Origin of the sequence: Xanthobacter tagetidis (genome assembly GCF_003667445.1) — a bacterium.
Classification (GTDB): Bacteria; Pseudomonadota; Alphaproteobacteria; order Rhizobiales; family Xanthobacteraceae; genus Xanthobacter; species Xanthobacter tagetidis.
This window is the reverse complement of sequence record NZ_RCTF01000003.1, coordinates 200,006-220,408: the sequence shown is the minus strand read 5'-3', so window position 1 is coordinate 220,408 and position 20,403 is coordinate 200,006. Positions and strand designations below refer to the sequence as shown.

Genomic DNA, 20,403 nt, shown 5'->3' with positions numbered 1-20,403 from the left:
CGATGCCTCAGGGGGTGGCGGAGCGCTCGCTGAGGCGCGACCGTGTCCGCCGCAGCAGGCGACCCGGACCGTAGGTCCACATCAGCTGCAGGCGGCCGGTCAGCCCGACCGGAAATCCGCTGTCTTTGGGCACGAACCAGCCATTGTGGCCGGTGCGGCGCACCAGCTTGTAGCGGTTGCGCGCCATGAGCCGGCTGGTTTCCCCGAAGCGCTCGCGGTCATCGATCAGAATCAGCTGCGGACGCCAGCGCGCAAAATCGAAGCCGCGCAGCACATCCGGTTCCGAACCCTCGACGTCGATGCTCACGAAATCCACATGGTCGAACCCGGCTTCGCCGAGCACCTGATCGAGCGTCGCGGAGGCGACATCGACCACGGTCCCGCCTTCGGCCTGCTTCTCGCGGAAGCGCAGCGTGCTGAGCCCGCGCCGGGACCACAGCCGCACGACGCGGCCCGCTGCATCCGGCGCCACGCACGCCACCTCGAAGACCATCCCGCGGCGCGACTTGCGCAAATGGTCTGCCTGGCTGGGCTCGGGCTCGATTAGGACACCCTGCCAGCCGCTTATTTCCAAGTGATAGGTCTGGCTCTGAAACACCGGGTCGAAGGCGCCAACCTCTACGAAAATACCATCATTTCTATCAAAAAAATGAGAAACCAAACTCCGTTCGACCTCGGCAGGAAACACCGACGTTTCGGCCTTGCCGACCATTGCCATGGCTCACCCCGCAGATTGCCAATGCCAAGTCGACTGGCTAGCATCAATACCTTGGCACCTCCAGCTCAGCTTGAAGAATGACCCAAAGTTCGTGAGATAATTGCTAACATAGTACCCCGTTTACAACACCTGCGTGCGGCCGCGAACATCCCGATACCACATCTGCGGCTGGCGCAGTACTGCGATGCAGCATTTCGACTTCTCCCTTTCCGTCAGGTGTTTATGTTCCCCTCCAACAGGCGGGTTGCTCCCCAGTGAGCAGCCGCACCATTGGAGGCAGCTATGGTTCTCTGGGGTTTTCTGGCGCAGCAGCTGCGCCGCTGGCAGGTTTATCGCAATACCGTCGTGGAATTGTCCAAGCTCGACGATCGCACTCTGGCCGACATCAATGTCAGTCGCGGCGAGATCCGCTCGGTTGCGCGCCGGGCAGCGTCCCTCGGCGCCTGAGGCGCCGGTCTTTGATCGGGATCGGCCCGCGCGATGGGAAACGCGCGGGCGGGCGGCGGCAGGCGCCTGGCGTGAAGGTGCCGGGCCGCCTCCTTTTTCCTTGCTGCGATCCTCGCCCTTGTGGCACAGAACGCCCCCTTCGAGACGCCCCGTCGGGCGTCCGGCGGGAGGCTTGAGCCTTGAGCGAAACCCGGCAGCCTGAGCCCATGGCGCATGCCGCTCACAGGCCGGTCCACGTGATCGGCGGCGGCCTCGCGGGCAGCGAGGCGGCGTGGCAGCTGGCGCAGGCCGGCGTCCCGGTGGTGCTGCACGAGATGCGCCCGCACCGCACCACCGAGGCTCATCTCACCGACGGCCTCGCCGAGCTGGTGTGCTCCAATTCCTTTCGCTCCGACGACGCGCAGACCAATGCGGTCGGCGTGCTCCATGCCGAGATGCGGCAGGCCGGCTCGCTCATCCTCACCTGCGCCGATGCCAACCAGGTGCCCGCCGGCGGCGCGCTGGCGGTGGACCGGCTCGGCTTCTCGCAGGCGGTCGGCGCCGCGCTCGAAGCCCATCCGCTCATCGACATCCACCGCGCGGAGATCGCCGGACTGCCCCCCGAGGACTGGGAAAGCGTGATCGTCGCGACCGGCCCCCTCACCTCGCCGGCTCTCGCGGAGGCGGTGCGCGGCGTGACCGGCGAGGCGGCGCTCGCCTTCTTCGACGCCATCGCCCCCATCGTCCATTTCGAGAGCATCGACCTCGGCAAGGCCTGGTTCCAGTCGCGCTACGACAAGCAAGGCCCGGGCGGCACCGGGGCGGACTATATCAACTGCCCGCTGGACGAGGCGCAGTACAACGCCTTCGTGGATGCGCTGATCGCCGGCGAGAAGGCGCCCATGCGCGACTTCGAGGCCAAGACGCCCTATTTCGACGGCTGCCTGCCCATCGAGGTGATGGCCGAGCGCGGCCGCGAGACTTTGCGCTTCGGCCCCATGAAGCCGGTGGGGCTCACCAATCCCCACACCCCCGGCGTGAAGCCCTATGCGGTGGTGCAGCTGCGGCAGGACAACACGCTCGGCACGCTCTATAACATGGTCGGCTTCCAGACCAAGCTGCGCCACGGCGAGCAGGCGCGCATCTTCCGCTCCATTCCGGGGCTGGAGGGTGCGGAATTCGCCCGGCTCGGCGGGCTCCACCGCAACACCTATCTCAACTCGCCCCGCCTGCTGGATGCGAGCCTGCGCCTCAAGGCGCTGCCGCGCCTCAGGTTCGCCGGCCAGATCACCGGCTGTGAGGGCTATGTGGAGAGCGCCGCCGTGGGGCTCATGGCCGGGCGCTTCGCCGCCGCCGAGCGGCGCGGCCTTGCGCCCGATCTGCCGCCCGTCACCACCGCCCACGGCGCCCTGCTCGCCCACATCACGGGTGGGCATCTCGACGCGCCCGAGGGCGAGGGGCCGCGCGCCTTCCAGCCCATGAACGTGAATTTCGGCCTGTTCCCGCCGCTCACGGAGGCGCCGAAATCCGCCGACGGCAAGCGCCTGCGCGGATCCGAGAAGACGCTCGCCAAGAAGCGGGCGCAGGCCGCCCGCGCGCTCGCCGATTTCGCCCTCTGGCTCGACACGGCCGGGAAGGCCGCCTAGAAAAGCCCGATGCCGCGCCGCGAAAATCCAGACGTTGCAATCGAATATGAGGCCGATCCCGGCGCCTTCCGCGTCGATACGGTGCTGAAGCGCGACGTGTTCTCCACCGTCGAGCGCGGCACCTATGTGACCCGCGACGGGCGCGCGCTCGAAGCCGTGCGCCGGCGCTGGGATACCGTCTCGCTTTGGTTCGCGCTGCTCGCCGCCCGGCTCGCCGCGTTCGAGCGCCGGGCGCTGGAGAAGGTCACGCGCACCGGCGTCACCACCCCGCTTCTGGCGGTGGGCGACCGCTTCCTGGTGCGCGGCTGGATCGAGGGCGTGCCGCTCCACATCGCCCGCCCGCACGGCGACCGGCACTTCTTCCATTCCGCCCGCGCGGCGCTGCGCCAGCTGCACCGCGCCGGCTACGTGCACAACGACCTCGCCAAGCAGCAGAACTGGCTGCGCGGCGCGGACGGCGAGGCCTGGCTCATGGACTTCCAGCTCGCGCTGCCGATCAGCCGGCGCTGGAAGCTCGGCCGCGTGCTGGCCTATGAGGACCTGCGCCACCTTCTGAAGCACAAGCGCACCTACTGCCCCGGCGACCTCACGCCGCGCGAGAAGGCGATGCTGGCCAAGAAGAGCGTCATCACCCGCGTGTGGATGGCCACCGGCAAGAAGGTCTACCGCTTCGTGACGCGCCGGCTGATGTCCTATTCCGACACCGAAGGCCGCGGGCCGCGGGTGACGCAGGTGGGCCCGCGCATCGCCGCGGCGCTCGCCGCCCATCCGCAGGTGGAGGCGGTGCACATGGCCGACTTCCAGACGTTGGGCGGCAAGGTGGGGCTCTACGCTTTCGTCGCGCCGCGCGCGGGCGCCGAGCTCTCCGTGGAGGCGGTGCGCGGCCATCTCGACGCGGCGCTGCCCGACCGGCCCCATCTCGACCACGTCCAGATCGTCCCGCGCCTGCCGCTCGGCCCCGACGGGGCGGTGCGCGACGACCTGCTGCTGCTGGTGGCGCGCAACCAGATCGAGATGGTGGACGCGCTGTCCGGCTCCGACGACGTGCGCGCCCTGATGGCCGAGATCGCCCGCGCCCGGCTGAACCTGACGGACCGGATCACCCGCACGGCGGCGTGACGGCGCAAACCTGGAGCGCGGGACTCCCGGCCGATCACCTGCCGCCCCCTGCCCCATCCGCGCAGCGCTGCTCTTCTCGCCGAAAGCTGAATCTTTACCTGAGCAGACGGCATCGCGCCCGTCGTGCGGCGGCCGCGGCCGCGGGCGCACGGGCGCCGCCGCCGGGCCGCGCCGGTCCGAGAAATGCCGCGGACGGCATGCTATAAGGCGCGCCAGCGGCGCTGCGGAGCCGCGGATTCGGGAGAAGAAGGCATGTCTGCGCTCGTCCAGTCGCTCGGTCGCCTCAAGGCGCCGGTGTTCGCCGTGCTGGCCGCGATGGTGCTCTCGGGATGCGGCGTCAACGTCATCCCCACCAGCGAGGAAAAGGCCAAGGCCGCCTGGAGCGAGGTGCTGAACCAGTATCAGCGCCGCTCGGACCTGATCCCCAACCTGGTGGAGACCGTGAAGGGCTACGCCTCCCAGGAGAAGGACGTGCTGACCTCCGTGGTCGAGGCGCGCGCCAAGGCGACGTCGATCCGGGTGGACGCCTCCACCATCACCAATCCCGAGCAGTTCAAGCAGTTCCAGGATGCGCAGGCGGGTCTGTCCGGCGCGCTCGGGCGGCTGATCGCCATCTCCGAGGCGTATCCGGACCTGAAGTCGAACCAGAACTTCCTCGCCCTCCAGTCGCAGATCGAGGGCACCGAGAACCGCATCGCGGTGGCGCGGCGCGACTATATCGATGCGGTGCGCGTCTATAATACCGAGCTGCGCACCTTCCCCGGCGTGATCTGGGCCTCGATCCTCTATCGCGGCAACAAGCCGATGGAGACCTTCACCATCTCCGAGCAGCAGATGCAGGTGCCGAAGGTGAATTTCGGCAAGTAGCGGCGCGGCTACCCGTTGAGGAGGCGTGAGGCCGTGAGCATGGCGCGCCGTCAGTCGCCTTTCCCCGCAGCCGGGTTCCGCATGCGGGCGGCCGGCCTGCGGCTGGCCGCGGCCCTGTTCGTGGCCGTTTGCGCGGTCTTCGCCGCGCTCCCGGCACAGGCGGAGCTGACCTTCCCGCCGCTCACCGGCCGGGTGGTGGACGACGCCCACGTGCTCGATCCCGCCACCCGCGCCGCGCTCGACGCCAAGCTGGCGGCGCAGGAGGAGAAGGCCACCGACCAGTTCGTGGTGGCGACCGTTCCCTCGCTCCAGGACACCTCCATCGAGGACTATGCCAACCGCCTGTTCCGCGACTGGCGGCTCGGCCAGGAGAAGAAGAACAACGGCGTGCTGCTGCTGGTCGCCCCCAATGAGCGCAAGGTGCGCATCGAGGTGGGCTACGGGCTGGAAGGCATCCTGACCGATGCCGTGTCCTCCGCCATCATCCGCAACGCCATCATCCCGTCCTTCAAGTCGGGCGACATGGCGGGCGGCATCGTCAAGGGCGCCGACGCGGTGCTGGAAATCCTCAACCTCGACCCGGAGGAGGCGCGCGACCGCGCCCGGCGCGAAGCCCAGAGCGACTGGAGCGAGGAGGACATCGAGAACCTGATCCTGCTCGCCGTGATGTTGCTGTTCTGGGGCTACATCTTCTGGCGCGCCTTCCGTGGCGGTGGCCCGCGCGGACCGGCGGCGCGCCGGGGCCGCGGCGCCGCGGCGGGCGGCCCCATCACCACCTGGGACTGGAACAGCGGCTCCAGCGGCTGGTCGTCGGGGAGCGGCGGCGGCTGGTCGGGGGGCGGCGGCTCCTCCGGCGGCGGCGGGGCCTCCGGGAGCTGGTAGGGGGCTCAGCGCCCGGCCAGGAACTTCTGCTCGTAGAGGCTGCGTGCCCGGCTCATGTGCGAGATTGTGAGGGCCTGAAGCTCATCCATCCGGCCGGCCATCAGCAGGTCCACCAGCGTGCGGTGCTCGGCGCATGCCTGCGCGAGGGCGCTGGCATCGGCCACCCCATAGGCGCGGATCGGGAAGCTCAGCCAGTCGTGCTGGCGGATGCTCGTCACCAGGAACGGGTTGTCGCACAGGGCGAAGAACGCGTCGTGGAACATCATGTTGGTGCGGTGGATGGCGACGAGGTCCTGCCCGCCCGCGGCCTCGGCATGGGTCGTGAGCCAATGCAGCACCGGCTTCAGCGCCTCCGCGCTCGGCACGGCGATGCGCTCGACCGCGGCCCGGTGCAGCACCTCGCGCATGTCGTAGAGGCGGGCAATCTCGCCCCGGTCGAAGCGCCTGAGTTCGGCGCCGCGATAGCGCGGCTTCACCACCACGCCGAGCCGCTCCAGCTCTTCCAGCGCGGCGCGCACCACGTGCCGCTTGGCGCCGTAGTCCTCCATCAGGTGGTCTTCGATCAGCCGGTTCCGCGGCAGGATGCGGCCGGCGATGATGTCCGCCTCCAGCGCTGCGATCACCGCCGCCACCGGCCCCGCCAAAGGCCGGTCGTCGCCGGGCAGCGTGAAGCGGGCCTCGGCGGGAGGCATGTCCTCGTCCGGCAGGCGGCGGGCACCGCTGGTGGCTCGGCTCATGGCGTGACGTCGCTTCCCTGGTCTGCGGCCGGGTGCGTCCCCGGCCCGCCTATCGTTATCGATAATTCTATCGATCCGATCATCGGCATCTACCCCCTGGCCGCGGCCAAGCCAACCCGACTAGCGTGCCGGCGAACAACAGGAGGAGAGGCCGCATGCCATTGGGTGCACGGGCGATGACGCCCGCGGATGCCGAGATCATCAGCATCGACCCGGCCGACGGCAGCATCGTCGGCACGGTCGAGGCGACCCCGCTCTCGGCCATCGACGCCGTGGTGGCGCGTGCCTGGGAGGCGTTCCGCACCTCGCCCTGGCGCGCCATGCTGCCGCAGCGCAAGGCGCAGGTGATGCAGGAGATCGCCCGCCGCATCGCCGCCGAGGCCGATCGCCTCGCCACGCTGCAGATGCGCGATAGCGGCAAGCCGCTTGCCGAATGCCGGGCCATGGTGGACTCGGCCGCCGGCAGCTTCCGCTATTATGCCGGCGTCGTGGAGACGATGGAGACCGAGGTCCACCCGGCCCGCGGTGCCTATGTGGCGATGACGGTGGTGGAGCCGTTCGGGGTGGTGGCGTGCATCACGCCCTGGAACTCGCCCATCATGAACGAGGCGAGCAAGGTCGCCCCGGCGCTGGCCGCCGGCAACGCGGTGATCCTGAAGCCGTCCGAGGACACGCCTCTGCTGGCGCCGGAGCTCGCGCGCATCTGCCTGGAGGCGGGCCTGCCCGAAGGCCAGCTGCAGGTGGTGCAGGGGCGGGGCGAGACGGTCGGCGCCGCGCTCGTGGCGCATCCCGGCGTGCGCATGATTTCCTTCACCGGCGGCACCCAGACCGGCCGCGCCATCGGCAAGGTGGCGGGCGAGCGACTCGCCACCGTGGCTTTGGAGCTGGGCGGCAAGTCGCCCCACATCGTGTTCGCCGATGCCGACCTCGACCTTGCGGTGGCGGCGGTGGCGGCGGGCATCTTCGGCTCGGCCGGCCAGAGCTGCGTCGCCGGCTCGCGCCTGTTCGCCGAGGAGAGCGTCTACCGGCAGGTGGTGGACGCGGTGGCGGCGCGCGCCCGCGCGGTCCGGGTGCGCCACCCCGCCGATCCGCAGGTGGAGGTGGGCCCGCTCTGCTCCTTCCACCACCGCGACAAGGTGGCGGCCCACGTGGCGCGCGGCCTCGCCCAGGGCGGAACGGTGCTGGCCGGCGGCGCCATCCCGACCGGGGCCGACTATGACGCCGGCGCCTATTACCTGCCGACCGTGATCGAGGGCCTCGGCCCCGACGCCCTGCTGTGCCAGGAGGAGATTTTCGGGCCTGTCCTCGTGGCGCTCCCCTTCGCCGACGAGGCGGACCTGATCGCGAAGGCCGACGGCACCGCCTTCGGGCTTGCCTGCGGCATCTGGAGCGAGAGCTTCCGCCGCGCCTGGCGCATCGGCCGGACGCTCGAAGCCGGCTCGGTGTGGATCAACACCTACAAGCAGTCCCACATCTCCTCGCCGTTCGGCGGCTTCAAGGCCAGCGGCATCGGCCGGGAGAAGGGCATCGACGGCCTCAGGCTCTACGGCCAGGTGAAGAGCATCTTCCTTGGCCTGAGCGACCAACCCATGTCCATCGCACGCTGACGGAACGCCCATGACCTCGACCCAACGCACTGCGTCCCTCGCCATTCCCGGCGGCCGCTTCCTCATCGTCGGCGGCGCGAGCCTCGTCGGCTCCACCACCGCCGATCTGCTGCTCGCCCAGGGCGCCGCCGAGGTGGTTATCCTCGACAACTTCTCCTTCGGCGCCCGCGAGACCATCGCTCACCTGGAAGGCAATCCGCGGGTGCGCATCGAGACCGCGGACATCACCCGCCTGCCGCAGCTTCTGCGGGCGATCCGCAACGTGGACGGCGTGATCCACCTCGCCGCCATGATGACCATCTCCATGGACCGCGACCCGGAGGTGGGCCTGGAGGTGAACATCGACGGCGTGCGCAACGTCATCGCCGCCTGCTGCGCCAACGGCGTGAAGAAGCTCGTGTTCGCCTCCTCGAACGCGGTCTACGGCTACGGGCCGGGGGTGGCCGGCGAACTGGTGGAGACGACCCCGTTCCATTCTGCCGGCGCGCCGCCCGCCGCCGTGCTCTACGGCGCTTCGAAGATCATCGGCGAGCAACTGTGCCGCGACGCCTTCCGCCGCTACGGGCTCGACTACGTGATCCTGCGCTACTCGACCGTCTACGGCGAGCGCCAGCACTACCGCGCCGCCAACGCGCTCTACATCATCGAGACCCATGACCGGCTGAAGCAGGGCCTTGCCCCGCGCGTGCTGGGCGACGGCTCGGAGACCAAGCACTTCGTCTATGTGGGCGACGTCGCCCGCGCCAACGCGCTCGCGCTCGCCGCGCCGGCTTCGGACGTGGCGGTGAACCTCTCCGGCCCGGCGCCGGTGACGACGCTGGAGCTGGTGAACCTGGTGGCCGAGGTGGCCGGCATCCCGATCGCGCCGGAGCACGTGGCGCCGGAGCCCGGCAAGGTGCGCCTGACCACGGGGGGCGCATTCCGCATCGCCCATGAGGAGGCCGAGCGCGTCATCGGCTGGAAGCCCGAAGTGACCATGCGCGAGGGCATTCGCCGCCTCATCGCCTGGCGCGAGGGGTCGAAGGCGCTCGCGGCCGAGTGAACCGGACGACGACGAAACAGAAGACGAGATGGAGGAGACCCGAATGACCACGCTGATTTCCCGCAGGCGCTTCCTCGGCACCACGGCCGGGGTCGCGGCCGGCCTCGTCGCCGCCCCCGCGGTGCTGCGCGCCGAGTCGTTCCCGAGCCGGCCCATCGAGCTGGTGGTGGGCTTCTCGCCCGGCGGCGGCACCGACGTGACCGCCCGCACCTTCGCCGGCTTCCTCGCGACCGAGCTTGGGGGCTCGGTGGTGGTGGTCAACAAGCCGGGCGCCTCGGGCGAGACCGCGCTCGCCGGCGTCGCCCGCGCAAGGCCGGACGGCTATACGCTTGGCGTCACCAACATGCCGGGCCTCATCACTCTGCCGATCGAGCGCAACACCCAGTTCAAGCTGGACGATTTCGACTTTGTCGCCAACCTCGTCTCCGACCCCTCCGCGTTCTCGGTGAAGCCGGACAGCCCGATCCGGAGCGTCAAGGAGCTGATCGAGGCAGCCCGCAAGGACCCGGGCGGCGTGACCTTCGGCTCCACCGGCGTCGGCACCGACGATCACCTGTGCCTGGTGCTGTTCGAGCAGGCGACCGGCGTGAAGCTGAACCACATTCCCTTCCCGGGCGCCGGGCCGATGCGGATGGCGGTGATCGGCGGGCAGGTGACGGTGGCGGGGCTCAATGTGGGCGAGGTGGCGCCCTTCAAGACCCAGCTTCGGATGATCGCCCAGGGCGGGGCGACCCGCTCGCGCTTCGCGCCGGACGTGCCGACCTTCCGCGAGCAGGGGGTGAACATCGAGATGGGCTCCGAGCGGGGCATCGTGGCGCCGAAGGGCTTGCCGCCGGAGGTGATGGCGCGGCTCGCCGAGGCCACCGCCAAGGTGGTGAAGAATCCGGAGTTCCTGGCCAAGATCGAGAGCCAGTTCACCGAGCCGGACTACCTGCCGGGCCCCGAATGGCGCGCCCGCCTCGCCAAGGCGGACGCCAAGTTCCGTGCCCTCTGGACCACCCAGCCCTGGTCGGGAAAATCCTGAGCGGACCGCAGAAGCCTTGCACGGCCCGGGCCTGATCGCGCCCCGCCTGGTCCCGCGAGGTTTGGCCCGGTCGCGTCGGCTCCTGTCTCGGACGGCGCGGCCCCGGCCGGGCGGCGCCCTCAGGGCCGGCCGCCGGGCTCGGCGATGTCCTTGAGGCGCAGCGCGACGCGGGTTTCGCCCTGCCAGGTGTCGAGGTCGAGGCTGCCGGCGACGTGAACCGGCCGCCCGCGCGCGGCGAGCAACGCCCGGCCCAATGGCTCCTCGGCGCAGCGGAAGGCGGTGGCCTTCAGGCTCTCCCCGCCCGCCGCGGTGATGCGGGCGCGCACATGGCCGGCGCCGAAGGTCTCGGCGAAGCTGATGCGGTGCGCCGGGAAGGCGAACACCGGCTCCGGATTGCCGGCGCCGAACGGGCCGGCGCGGGCGATGGTCTCCACCAGCGCCGGGCTCGCCGCCCCGGCGGTGAGCGCGCCGTCGAGCGTGAGCGCGCCCTCGGCGCGGGCGCGCGCCACGTCGGCGGAAAGCCGGTTCTCCAGATGGGCGCGCAACGCGCCCAGCTTGCCGCGCTCCACCGTGAGGCCGGCCGCCATGGCGTGGCCGCCGCCCTTGACCAGCAGGCCCAGCTCCACCGCCTCGCGCACCGCGCGGCCGAGATCGACCCCGGCGAGCGAGCGGCCCGAGCCGGTCCCGGTCTCGCCGTTGAAGGCGATGGCGAAGGCGGGGCGCTGGAACTTTTCCTTCAGCCGCGCCGCCACCAGCCCCACGACGCCCGGATGCCAGCCGTCGCCGGAGACGATGACGCAGGCGCCGTCGCCGCCGATGCCGAGCGCGGCGTCCGCCTCCGCCTCGGCGGCGCCGAGGATGGCGCGCTCCACCTCCTGGCGCTCGCCGTTGAGGCGGTCGAGCTCCGCGGCGATGGCCTTCGCCTCCATGGGGTCCTGCGTGAGCAGCAGCCGGGTGCCCAGCGCCGCGTCGCCGATCCGCCCGCCGGCATTGATGCGCGGGCCGAGCAGGAAGCCGAGATGGAACGGGCGCGGCGGCCCGTCGAGCCGGGCGGCGTCCATCAAAGCGGTGAGGCCGACGCGCTCGCGCCGCCGCAGGGCGATCAGCCCCTTGGTGACGAAGGCGCGGTTTAGGCCGACGAGCGGAACCACGTCCGCCACGGTGGCGAGCGCCACGAGGTCGAGCGCGGCAAGCAGGTCCGGCGCCGGGCGGGCGGTGGTGAAATGGCCCGCCTGCCGGAGCGCACGGACCAGCCCGACGCAGGTGACGAAGACGAGGCCCGCCGCGCACAGATGGCCGAGGCCGGAGAGGTCGTCCTCCCGGTTCGGGTTCACGATCGCCACAGCCTCGGGCAGCGCCTCGCCAGCCTGGTGGTGGTCGATCACCACCGTGTCGAGCCCCAGCTCCCGCGCGGCGGCGAGCGCGGCGGTGGAGGTGGTGCCGCAATCCACCGTCACCAGCAAGGTGACGCCCTGGCCGGCGAGCTGCGCGATGGCGCCGGCATTCGGGCCGTAGCCCTCGAAGATGCGGTCGGGAATGTGGAACAGAGGATCGAGCCCGGCCGCGCGCAGCACGCTCACCAGGAGCGCGGTGGCGCAGGCGCCGTCCACGTCATAGTCGCCGAACACCGCCACCTGTTCCCCGGCCGCCACCGCGCGGGCGAGGCGCTCCACCGCCGCGCCCATGTCGGTGAGGGTGTCGGGGTCGGGCAGAAGCGCGCGGATGGTGGGGTCGAGATGGGCCTCGGCCTCCTCCAGGCCAACGCCGCGGCCGGCGAGCACGCGGGCGACGAGATCGCCGATGCCGAGCCGCTGGGCCATGGCGAGGGCGAGCTGGGAGGTGCGCACATCCAGCCGGTCGCGCCAGACGCGGCCGGTGGCCGACTGGGCGACATCGAGGAAGGGGCGATTCGTCAGCGCGATGGTCACGGCGCCATCAAGACAGAGGCCGGCCGCCGCGTCGAGCGGGCCGGCGCCTCAGGCCGCGTTGATGGCGATGAACACGGCCCCCGCCGCGGCCACCGCCGCCGCCGTCGCGGCCAACAGGCGCACGGTGAAGCCGGCCGTGCCCGCGGCGGCGGCGAAGCCGACCCGGCCGAGCGCGTTCACGCCGAGCGCGATCAGGATGGCGAGCGCCGCGTTCTCCATGGTCAGCCCGCCGCCGGCGAGGCGCGCGGCGTTCAGCGCGGGCACGTCCACGTCGACGATGCCGGCCACCGCGTTCACCAGATAGAGGCTGTCCGGCCCCACCACCTTGAGCAGGAAGCCGCTGATCGCCGAGACCACGGCGAACAAGGCGGCGAAGGCGGCCAGCGGGCCGATGTCGAACGGGTTGCCCGGCGCCTCGGCATCGCCGGTGACCGCCTCGCGCCGGCGCATCAGCAACAGGCCGGCGGCGCCGAACGCAGCGGCCCCCGCAACGGCCGGCGGCGCAAGCGTCAGCAGCAGGCCGGGCTGGACGATGGCGCAGATCGCCATCACCCGCAGCAGCGAGACCATGGCGGCGAGCGCCGCCCCGCCCGCCAGCAGGCCCGCCGGCTCGTCATTGGCGGAGCGCCGGGCGAAGGCCAAGGTGACGGCGGTGGAGGACACCAGCGCCCCGGCGAGCGCGCTGATGAGGATGCCCTTCTGCGCCCCCGCCGCCTTCACCGCCACATAGCCGGCGAAGGAGACCGTGGCGGTGAGCACCATGAAGGTCCAGATCTGGCGCGGATTGATGCTGTCGAATGGGTCGATGGTCGCGTCCGGCAGCAGCGGCAGCACGATCACGCTCATGGCGAGCAGCACGAGGGCGGAGCGCAGCTCGGCCCAGGTGAGGTTCGCCACCATCTTGTGCAGCACCTCGCGGGCGGCGAGCAGCGCGGTCGCCGCGATGGCGGTGGCGCCCGCCGCCTGCGGCTCGCCCGCCACCGCCAGCGCACCGAGGGCGAACACCAGCATGGCGGCGATGATGCCGGTGGCGCTGAAATCCTCCTCCTCCGCCATCTCGCGATACTTGAAGGCGGAGAACACGGCGGTGAAGGCGAGACCGGTGCCCCAGAGCACGGCGGCGCTGCCCGTGGCCTGGGCCAGCGCCGCGGCGACGCCGCCGAGCAGCCCCGACAGCGCATAGGTGCGCACGCCCGCGGTGCGGCTTCCCGCCGGCTCGTCCCGCTCGCGCCACCCCCGCTCGACGCCCACCATGAGGCCGATGGCGAGGGCGGTGGCAAGGCCGAGGATGAGTTCGGGCATGGGGGCTTCCGCCGGCTGAGGGGCAACGAGAATAGCACCTGGGCAGACCCGGCCCCAAAAGGGGCCTGCCGCGGGCGGGGCGGCGGGCCCCTGCACTGCCCTCGTCCCATTGGGCGGCGTCTTTTCCGAACCGTCATGCTCCGGCATGACCGGAGCATCCATTCCCGGCCGCAGGGAGCACCGGCGCGGTCCATACGCCCACCGATCGAGGCGGAAGGCGACGGGGCGGTGCCTCTCTCCGAAACAAATCATCCCGCCTTGCGAGGCCGGCTTACGGCGGCGCAGAGCGGATGGTAGCCTGAAGAGATGAACAGCCAAGGATGGCGGAGATCGCGAGGGGCAGCAGCCGGTCTATGTGGCGCGCGTGCCGGTGCGGGAGACGGGGATCGAGACGGAACAGGGCTTCCGGCCGATCGAAGCGGGCATGGCGGTGGCGACGGAGATCAAGACGGGGAGCGGCGGCTGATCGAGTATCTGCTCTCGCCGATCCTGAGGTATCGGCATGATTTTGGGAGGGAGAGATAACTTCTTTGACAGCACAATATGCTAAATATCCGCATTTGGAAAAAATAATGATTAAGCTATTGGAAAAAATATGCTCGTCATTAGCCGCCATATTATATTTGTGCCTGGCTGGATGCGTAGACGATGATTGCAATAAATCATCGTTATCAGCGGCCGGCGCAACTAGAATCGCAATTGATAATGAGCTATCTATTCCATATACTAAACCGTATTTTGACGATTTCGGCGTTCGAAGTTCAGATGATTTTCTGCGCGTTTTTGGAAATAAATGTTGCAGCGCCTCGTTAGATAACACCAAAAAAGACGATACAATTTTTATTTTATCGCAATTATTATTTGGTAATATTAAAGTATGATAAAGAAGTATCTATTGTACATGTGGATTTGTGCGGACACATAATATAGTAGTGCAAATCCTGTCTATGGAGGAAATAATGGTGATATATCATAATTATTCAAAGAATGAGTATTAATTTTCGCAAATATAGAGTCTTAGTACAATTTTAACGATCTTATTTATCTTGAATTGCAGGAAAAAGATTTTATTGTAGTCCCGCTTAAACAAATTTATATAGATATCAATTCTTCAGCATGATTTTTGGAGGGAGAGGTGACTTCGTTCGACTTGAATAGAGCCGCAACGTTGTGACTTCAGCTAGATGGAAATGGCACGAAAGATACCATTGGCATTAGCGCTGTGTCTGTTACTACCCCCCCTTTCGGGGTGCTCTGATCGCAGCTGCGGCACGCATCAATTATCCGAGAAGGAATTGATTGATCGCTCAATCGAAGAGGTCATGTCGCCAGGGTATCAAAGATGGTATTTTAGCCAGTTTCAAGTTCTTGACTCGAGCGATTTTAAGAAAAAATTTGGAGATGATTGCTGTAGAATTTCTGTCAAGAGGCCATTCGGTATTATTTCATGGCTTGAAGGTGAAAAATATTATGAAGTCACAATATTATATAATACACATGGAGAAATTGTAAATATTAACTCATGCGGTGCTATAATTCAAATGAAGTGATAATATAGTTTATCCATCAAATTTGTAGAGTATGTAATATTCTTATAAACTATATTTATTCATGAATTTTTCTGAAGAAATAAATGCTTAGATCCATTTCAATGAACGATTTGTATGTTGCGGGGCATCTCAGACCGGTTCAGGTAGATCCGCGGGGTCTGCACCTGTTGTTTTGCGACGCCCCCCTCACGCCATCAGCAGCGTATGCCGCACGTCGGGTGCGCCCGCGGCGACCTTGAAGGCCTCCTTCAGATCGGCCCGTCTGTGGGCGTCGAGCCGGCGGGGATCGACCTTGTTGGAGGCGGGAAGGCCCACCGCCAGGTCCTCCAGCTGCTGGTCGAGCACGGCGGAGAGCAGCACGCCGTGCGCCTCGGCCATGGCTTCGAGGTCGGCGCTCGCGCCGATGCCCTTGGCCCGGAGCCCGTCGAGGCGGGCCTTGGTGGAGCGCGCGTCGATGCCGTGGGCGATGGCCAGCACGCGGGCGGTGCAGACGATGGGGAACAGGCCGTGCGCCTTCACGTCCACCCGCCCGTTCTCGGTGCGCAGGCCGCCCATGAGGGTGAGCGCCGAGCGCACCGGCCCGCCGGCATCGGCCAGTTGCTTGAGGAAGGCATACTGCCCCGCCGCTGCGCCATAGGCGTCCGCGGCGAGCCGGTCGGCGATGGCGGCGGTCCCGCTGGCGGGGGCGAGATCGAAGAAGATGTCGACGCTCAGCAGATCGTCGGGCCGCGCGCGGGAGACCCAGGCAGCGACGCGCGCGTGCCAGGTGGCGGCGTCGCCGCGCCACTGGGGCGAGCGGGCCATGACGTTGCCGGGGCAATAGGGCACGCCCACCTCGTGCAGCAGGTCCGAAAGGCGCGCGCCGAAGCGGGCGAACCAGGCGTCGGCCCCCTCCGCCGGCCCGGCCCAGACCACCGCATTGTCCTGGTCCATGGCGAGCAGGCTCTCGCCGCGCCCCGCCGAGCCCAGCACCAGCACCGCGTAAGGCGCGGGCGGCGGCCCTTCCGCCGCCTCCGCCAAGGCCGCGGCGCGGGCGGTGAGCGCGGCCAGCTCGCTGGAGATCACCGCCGCCACCTCGCGTGCCGCGACACCGTCCGCGGTCAGCGCGCGCGCCACCGCCGGCAGCCGCGCCCAGGCGCGCGCCAGCTCGCCAGCGTCCGCCCCGTGCAACAGCCCGTCGTCGAGCGAGAAGGTGTCGGAGGCGCGCGAGCGCAGCAGGTCGCGCACCGAGAGCGCGCCGCAGACGATGCCGTCGCGCCCCGTCACCGCCAGATGGCGCGACTTCAGGCGCTGCATGCGCCCGGCGGCGCGGTACAGGAAGGCATCTTCCGGCACCGCCTCCAGGGGATGAGAGGCGAAGTCGCCCACCGGCCGGCCGAGGCTGTCGCCGCCCGACGCCGCCACCGCGCGCAGCGCGTCGCGCTCGGTGAAGATGCCCGCGTCGGCGAGCGCCAGCGGCCCCTCCCCGCCCTTCAGGCGCACGAACAGCGAGCCCACCTGGCGGCGCACCATCTCGGCCATGGCCTCGCTGAGCGGCAGCGCCGCCGGCACCACCAGAGGCGGGCTCATGAGATCGCCCACCCGGTGGCGGTAGAGGCTGGCGTCGATGCGCGCCAGCGCCCGGTCCGCCCGCGCCTCGGCGAGCGGCACGGTGGGGTCGGCATAGCCGGCGCGATAGTGCGCGTCGAGCACCTCGGTGAGCTGGCGGCAGGCGGCCTCCGCCTCGGCCAGAGTGCGGATGCCGCCCTCGCGCAGATGCGGCACCAGTGCGCCGAACACGCGGGCGGCCGTCTCGGCGTCGCCCAGCGCCGCATGGCGCGCGCCCGGTGCCACCTCCAGGAAGGCGGCGAGCGCATCGAGCGAGAAATTGGCGAGGTCCGGCCGCACCAGCTGCGCCAGCAGGCGCACGTCGAGCCGGCGCGGCGCCTTGAAGGGGATGCCGGCGGCGGCGCATTCGCGCGCCAGGATGGCGAGGTCGTAGCCGAGCGTGTGGCCGATCAGCACCCGGCCGCCGAGCAGCGGCGCCACTTGCGCCCAGGCGTGCGCGAAATCGTCGGCGCCTTTGAGCGCGGCGGCATCGATGCCGTGCACGCGCGTCGCGGCTTCCGGGATCGGCACGCCGGGATCGACGCGGATGGCGCGGCCGGCCGCCGCATCGCTGTGGACCCCGCGCCCGGGCAGCACGCCGATCTCCAGCACCCGCGCCGTCCTGGGGTCGAGGCCGGTGGTCTCGGTGTCGAGCGCGAGCCAGTCGAGGCCGACGAGCGGGGTCGCGTCCAGCACCTCGGCCATGGCGCCCGCCTATGTGTCGGCTGCCGCGGGCGCCGTGACCAGCGAAGCGAGGCGCTGCGGCGTGATGCGCTTCTCCAGCTCGGCATACATGGCGCACAGATTGGAGCGCAGGTGATTGCGCACCACCTCCGAATCGCCCTCGCGCCGGTTCTCGTGGATCGGCATGTTGGCGAACACGTGCTCCCAATAAGCGAGCGGCATGTCCTTCACCGGCTTGGGCGGCCGGCCCGAGAGGCGCTCCAGCGTCTCGATGAGTTCGGCGCGGGCGGCGGCCCAGGCTTCAGTGCCGATCTCCTGGTCCGCCGCGTGGACATCCATCGCGGCGGCGGCGAGGTGGGCCACCCCTTCGGCACTCGCCACCGGCGCGGCGCCGCCGGAGCGGGCGAGCGAATCCACCATCTCGCCCACCATGACGAGGCCGGTGGGATAGAGCGTCCAGCGCGACCAGGCGACCGCCCGGCGGAACGGCTCCTCCTTGAGGAGCGAGGTGAAGAACGGGCCGGAGCGGGCGCGCGAATAATCCATGATGGACTTCTGCACCACGAAGGCGGCACGGCTTTCGATGAAGTCGACGAGTCCGGCGCGATCGGTGATCGGGGCGGGACCGCGCAGGAAGGAGAGGGCCTGAGAGAGCATGGCGCACTCTAACGTAGCGGCAGCCCCGGTGTCATTGCGCATCGCAGCAGGATTTGCGGTGGGTGGCCAGGAAAAAAATACCACCTCTACGACGAAGGTCGAATGTGGATGCTTTCCCTTGGGTGATAGGCTTTCGCACGATCCGATAGAACAGAAATGCCACGGATCGGCACGAGGGAACGCCAACCCCATTTGTCAGCCGTATTGCGGGTATGCGCTTCCCTTAGGGAACGGGTCTCTGGGCCCTGTTGAAACGCGCTCCTAGGGAGGCTGGCAGTCATGCAAACGCCTGACGATACCTATTGGCCACGCACGCGCACGTTGATGTTCACGATGCTCGGGCTGTGGTTCTTCTTCTCCTTCTTCATCAACTTCTTCGTCACGTCCCTCAACAAGATCGTGATCTTCGGTTTCCCGCTGGGCTTCTACATGGCGGCCCAGGGTTCGCTGATCGCATTCGTGGTGATGCTGTTCTGGTTCGCCAAGGCCCAGGACAAGATCGACCGCGAGTGCGGCGTCGCTGAAGACGATTGAGGGAGGCGGGCATGTCTGCAGAATCCAGCTCCGCCACCAAGGGCGGCGATTTCGTATCCAATCTCGGCAAGGTCTACGGGATCTACACCGGCGGCTTCCTCGCCTTCGTGGTCCTGCTGGCCATCCTCGAGCAGATGGGTGTTCCCAACCGGATCATCGGCTACCTGTTCGTGTTCTTCACCCTCGCGGTGTACGCGCTCATCGGCATCATGTCCCGCACCATGCAGGTGTCGGAATATTACGTCGCCGGCCGGCGCGTCCCCGCCATCTACAACGGCATGGCGACGGGCGCCGACTGGATGTCGGCCGCGTCGTTCATCGGCATGGCCGGCTCGCTCTATCTGCTCGGCTATGACGGCCTCGCCTTCGTGCTGGGCTGGACCGGCGGCTACGTGCTGGTGGCGATCCTGGTGGCGCCCTTCCTGCGCAAGTTCGGCGCCTATACCGTGCCCGACTTCATGTCGGCCCGGTTCGGCGGCAACCTTGCCCGGTTCCTCGCCATCATCGTGCTGTTGTGCTGCTCCTTCACCTATGTGGTGGCGCAGATCTACGGCACCGGCATCATCGCCTCGCGCTTCCTCGGCATGAGCTTCGAGATGGCGGTGTATGTGGGCCTCGCGGGCATCCTCGTGTGCTCCATGCTGGGCGGCATGCGCGCGGTGACCTGGACCCAGGTGGCGCAGTACATCGTGCTGATCGTCGCCTACCTGACGCCGGTGGTGATCCTCTCGGCGCAGAAGTTCGGCCTGCCCATCCCGCAGCTCACCTACGGCATGGCGCTGCAGGAGATCGGCAACCTGGAGCAGTCCATGCGCGCAAGCGGGCTCGCGCCCGCCACCATGAAGGAGCATGTGGCCCCGTTCACGAGCTACAGCCCCCTCAACTTCTTCGCGCTCATCCTGTGCCTCATGGTCGGCACCGCCTCCCTCCCCCACGTGCTGATGCGCTACTTCACCACCCCCTCGGTGCGTGAGGCCCGCAATTCGGTGGCGTGGTCGCTGCTGTTCATCTTCCTGCTCTACTTCACGGCGCCGGCCTATGCGGCGTTCTCGAAGCTGGAGGTGTACCAGAACGTCATCGGCCAGCCGCTCGCCAACCTGCCGGCGTGGATCTTCACCTACGGCAAGCTGGAACTCGTGAAGGTGTGCGGCGCCAACGCGGTGGACGTGCAGGCGATCATCACCGCCTGCGGCAACATCGCGAACCAGGGCGGCCTGCTCCGGCTTCAGGACCTCGCCATCAATACGGACACCATCGTGATCTCGACCCCCGAGATCGCCGGCCTTCCGTACGTGATCGCGGGCCTGGTGGCGGCCGGCGGCCTCGCCGCTGCGCTCTCCACCGCCGACGGCCTGCTGCTGGCCATCGCCAACGCGCTCAGCCATGACATCTACTACAAGATGATCGACCCGAACGCGCCGACCCAGCGCCGGCTCGTGGTGGCCCGCGTGCTGCTGCTGATCGTGGCGGTGCTCGCCGCGTTCACCGCCTCGACCAGACCCGCGGACATCCTCGCCATGGTGTCCTGGGCCTTCTCGCTGGCGGCGGCAGGCAACTTCCCGGCATTGGTGCTGGGCGTGTGGTGGAAGCGTGCCAACGCCTACGGCGCTGTGGCGGGCATGATCGCCGGCTTCGGCATCACGCTCTTCTACCTCGTCGTGTCGCGCTACTATCCGGAACTCGGTGCAACCAGCTTCGGCATGACGTCGCTGCTGAACCCGATCACCGGCGCGCCGATCGTCGACGTCGCGAAGGCGCTCGCCGACCCGGCGACAGCCAACGCCGTGCTCGCCTCCAAGGTGGGCTGGTTCAACATCAACAACATCTCCTCGGCGATCTTCGGCATGCCGGTGGGCTTCGCGGTGATGGTCATCGTCAGCCTGATGACCCCGGCCCCCTCGCGGGAAATGCAGGAGATGGTGGAAGAGATCCGCCGTCCGCGCGGCGGGGTGATGATGAAGGAAAAGGCCGCCTGACGGTCATCCTGAACGCAATGGAAGGGCGGGGCCACGCGGCCCCGCCCTTTCTCTTGGGTCTTCCCCGCGATGCCGCTGCTGCGCCGCCTCGCCGGCGCAGGGTGATGCGGCCGCGCC

At 68.6% G+C, this 20,403-nt stretch carries 17 protein-coding genes; 11 read left to right on the top strand and 6 right to left on the bottom strand.

The window, feature by feature from the left end:
- Positions 1–7: 7 nt before the first annotated feature.
- The gene (locus D9R14_RS05425) at positions 8–712 is read right to left on the bottom strand and encodes an FkbM family methyltransferase (RefSeq protein ID WP_170168510.1); all 705 of its coding nucleotides are present in this window, start codon (positions 710–712) and stop codon (positions 8–10) included.
- 288 nt (positions 713–1,000) lie between these two features.
- On the opposite strand from D9R14_RS05425, the gene D9R14_RS05420 reads away from it, so the two are divergent.
- The 5 genes from D9R14_RS05420 to D9R14_RS05400 all read left to right on the top strand — a co-directional run bounded on the left by D9R14_RS05420 (position 1,001) and on the right by D9R14_RS05400 (position 5,658).
- Positions 1,001–1,165: a DUF1127 domain-containing protein gene (locus tag D9R14_RS05420; RefSeq protein WP_121622290.1), complete on the top strand. Its 165-nt coding sequence runs from the start codon at positions 1,001–1,003 to the stop codon at positions 1,163–1,165.
- A 206-nt stretch (positions 1,166–1,371) separates the two neighbouring features.
- Positions 1,372–2,790 carry a methylenetetrahydrofolate--tRNA-(uracil(54)-C(5))-methyltransferase (FADH(2)-oxidizing) TrmFO gene (gene trmFO, locus D9R14_RS05415; RefSeq protein ID WP_121622289.1) on the top strand — a complete coding sequence of 473 codons (1,419 nt, stop codon included), beginning with the start codon at positions 1,372–1,374 and terminating at the stop codon, positions 2,788–2,790.
- Positions 2,791–2,799: 9 nt separating this feature from the next.
- Positions 2,800–3,909 (top strand): serine/threonine protein kinase, encoded by a 1,110-nt coding sequence (locus D9R14_RS05410; protein ID WP_121622288.1) that lies wholly within the window; start codon positions 2,800–2,802, stop codon positions 3,907–3,909.
- A gap of 252 nt (positions 3,910–4,161) precedes the next feature.
- Positions 4,162–4,776, top strand: coding sequence for a LemA family protein (locus D9R14_RS05405; RefSeq protein WP_121622287.1), 615 nt, complete (start codon positions 4,162–4,164; stop codon positions 4,774–4,776).
- A 39-nt stretch (positions 4,777–4,815) separates the two neighbouring features.
- Entirely contained in the window at positions 4,816–5,658 is an 843-nt protein-coding gene (locus D9R14_RS05400) for a TPM domain-containing protein (RefSeq protein WP_245420586.1), read from the top strand.
- Positions 5,659–5,663: 5 nt separating this feature from the next.
- Here D9R14_RS05400 and D9R14_RS05395 read toward each other — a convergent pair whose 3' ends face one another.
- Positions 5,664–6,395: a GntR family transcriptional regulator gene (locus D9R14_RS05395; RefSeq protein WP_121622286.1), complete on the bottom strand. Its 732-nt coding sequence runs from the start codon at positions 6,393–6,395 to the stop codon at positions 5,664–5,666.
- Between the two features lie 155 nt (positions 6,396–6,550).
- Here D9R14_RS05395 and D9R14_RS05390 point away from each other — a divergent pair, with 155 nt between their 5' ends.
- Genes D9R14_RS05390 through D9R14_RS05380 form a run of 3 tightly spaced genes read left to right on the top strand, consistent with a single transcriptional unit; the run spans position 6,551 to position 10,068 of the window.
- On the top strand, positions 6,551–8,002 hold the full coding sequence (locus D9R14_RS05390; protein ID WP_121622285.1) for an aldehyde dehydrogenase family protein: 1,452 nt from the start codon (positions 6,551–6,553) through the stop codon (positions 8,000–8,002).
- A 10-nt stretch (positions 8,003–8,012) separates the two neighbouring features.
- The gene (locus D9R14_RS05385; RefSeq protein WP_121622284.1) at positions 8,013–9,044 is read left to right on the top strand and encodes an NAD-dependent epimerase/dehydratase family protein; all 1,032 of its coding nucleotides are present in this window, start codon (positions 8,013–8,015) and stop codon (positions 9,042–9,044) included.
- Positions 9,045–9,087: 43 nt separating this feature from the next.
- Positions 9,088–10,068 carry a tripartite tricarboxylate transporter substrate binding protein gene (locus D9R14_RS05380; RefSeq protein ID WP_121622283.1) on the top strand — a complete coding sequence of 327 codons (981 nt, stop codon included), beginning with the start codon at positions 9,088–9,090 and terminating at the stop codon, positions 10,066–10,068.
- 119 nt (positions 10,069–10,187) lie between these two features.
- On the opposite strand, the gene recJ is transcribed toward D9R14_RS05380, so the two are convergent.
- The gene (gene recJ / locus D9R14_RS05375; RefSeq protein ID WP_121622282.1) at positions 10,188–11,996 is read right to left on the bottom strand and encodes a single-stranded-DNA-specific exonuclease RecJ; all 1,809 of its coding nucleotides are present in this window, start codon (positions 11,994–11,996) and stop codon (positions 10,188–10,190) included.
- 48 nt (positions 11,997–12,044) lie between these two features.
- Positions 12,045–13,298, bottom strand: a complete 1,254-nt coding sequence (locus tag D9R14_RS05370) for an MgtC/SapB family protein (RefSeq protein ID WP_121622281.1) — start codon at positions 13,296–13,298, stop codon at positions 12,045–12,047.
- 572 nt (positions 13,299–13,870) lie between these two features.
- Between D9R14_RS05370 and D9R14_RS22820 the strand changes: the two genes are divergently transcribed.
- Complete coding sequence (locus D9R14_RS22820; RefSeq protein WP_147452952.1) at positions 13,871–14,179, top strand: hypothetical protein; 309 nt, start codon at positions 13,871–13,873, stop codon at positions 14,177–14,179.
- A gap of 855 nt (positions 14,180–15,034) precedes the next feature.
- Here D9R14_RS22820 and D9R14_RS05365 read toward each other — a convergent pair.
- Both D9R14_RS05365 and D9R14_RS05360 read right to left on the bottom strand, forming a co-directional pair.
- Positions 15,035–17,140 carry a DUF294 nucleotidyltransferase-like domain-containing protein gene (locus D9R14_RS05365; protein WP_121622280.1) on the bottom strand — a complete coding sequence of 702 codons (2,106 nt, stop codon included), beginning with the start codon at positions 17,138–17,140 and terminating at the stop codon, positions 15,035–15,037.
- 9 nt (positions 17,141–17,149) lie between these two features.
- Positions 17,150–17,776: a hypothetical protein gene (locus D9R14_RS05360; RefSeq protein WP_121622279.1), complete on the bottom strand. Its 627-nt coding sequence runs from the start codon at positions 17,774–17,776 to the stop codon at positions 17,150–17,152.
- Positions 17,777–18,055: 279 nt separating this feature from the next.
- Between D9R14_RS05360 and D9R14_RS05355 the strand changes: the two genes are divergently transcribed.
- Both D9R14_RS05355 and D9R14_RS05350 read left to right on the top strand, forming a co-directional pair.
- A complete protein-coding gene (locus tag D9R14_RS05355) occupies positions 18,056–18,310 on the top strand; it encodes a DUF4212 domain-containing protein (protein ID WP_121622278.1) in 255 nt (84 codons plus the stop codon).
- An 11-nt stretch (positions 18,311–18,321) separates the two neighbouring features.
- Entirely contained in the window at positions 18,322–20,286 is a 1,965-nt protein-coding gene (locus tag D9R14_RS05350; RefSeq protein ID WP_121622277.1) for a sodium:solute symporter family protein, read from the top strand.
- The last annotated feature ends 117 nt before the right edge of the window (positions 20,287–20,403 follow it).

Excerpts from the sequence above, each read along its gene's own strand:
- D9R14_RS05380 (WP_121622283.1), top strand. The coding sequence starts at position 9,088 with ATGACCACGCTGATTTCCCGCAGGCGCTTCCTCGGCACCACGGCCGGG.
- D9R14_RS22820 (WP_147452952.1), top strand. The coding sequence starts at position 13,871 with ATGATTAAGCTATTGGAAAAAATATGCTCGTCATTAGCCGCCATATTA.
- D9R14_RS05425 (WP_170168510.1), bottom strand. The coding sequence starts at position 712 with ATGGTCGGCAAGGCCGAAACGTCGGTGTTTCCTGCCGAGGTCGAACGG.
- D9R14_RS05355 (WP_121622278.1), top strand. The coding sequence starts at position 18,056 with ATGCAAACGCCTGACGATACCTATTGGCCACGCACGCGCACGTTGATG.
- D9R14_RS05400 (WP_245420586.1), top strand. The coding sequence starts at position 4,816 with ATGGCGCGCCGTCAGTCGCCTTTCCCCGCAGCCGGGTTCCGCATGCGG.
- D9R14_RS05420 (WP_121622290.1), top strand. The coding sequence starts at position 1,001 with ATGGTTCTCTGGGGTTTTCTGGCGCAGCAGCTGCGCCGCTGGCAGGTT.
- D9R14_RS05390 (WP_121622285.1), top strand. The coding sequence starts at position 6,551 with ATGCCATTGGGTGCACGGGCGATGACGCCCGCGGATGCCGAGATCATC.
- D9R14_RS05395 (WP_121622286.1), bottom strand. The coding sequence starts at position 6,395 with ATGAGCCGAGCCACCAGCGGTGCCCGCCGCCTGCCGGACGAGGACATG.
- D9R14_RS05405 (WP_121622287.1), top strand. The coding sequence starts at position 4,162 with ATGTCTGCGCTCGTCCAGTCGCTCGGTCGCCTCAAGGCGCCGGTGTTC.
- trmFO (WP_121622289.1), top strand. The coding sequence starts at position 1,372 with ATGGCGCATGCCGCTCACAGGCCGGTCCACGTGATCGGCGGCGGCCTC.
- D9R14_RS05365 (WP_121622280.1), bottom strand. The coding sequence starts at position 17,140 with ATGGCCGAGGTGCTGGACGCGACCCCGCTCGTCGGCCTCGACTGGCTC.
- D9R14_RS05350 (WP_121622277.1), top strand. The coding sequence starts at position 18,322 with ATGTCTGCAGAATCCAGCTCCGCCACCAAGGGCGGCGATTTCGTATCC.
- D9R14_RS05360 (WP_121622279.1), bottom strand. The coding sequence starts at position 17,776 with ATGCTCTCTCAGGCCCTCTCCTTCCTGCGCGGTCCCGCCCCGATCACC.
- D9R14_RS05370 (WP_121622281.1), bottom strand. The coding sequence starts at position 13,298 with ATGCCCGAACTCATCCTCGGCCTTGCCACCGCCCTCGCCATCGGCCTC.
- D9R14_RS05385 (WP_121622284.1), top strand. The coding sequence starts at position 8,013 with ATGACCTCGACCCAACGCACTGCGTCCCTCGCCATTCCCGGCGGCCGC.
- D9R14_RS05410 (WP_121622288.1), top strand. The coding sequence starts at position 2,800 with ATGCCGCGCCGCGAAAATCCAGACGTTGCAATCGAATATGAGGCCGAT.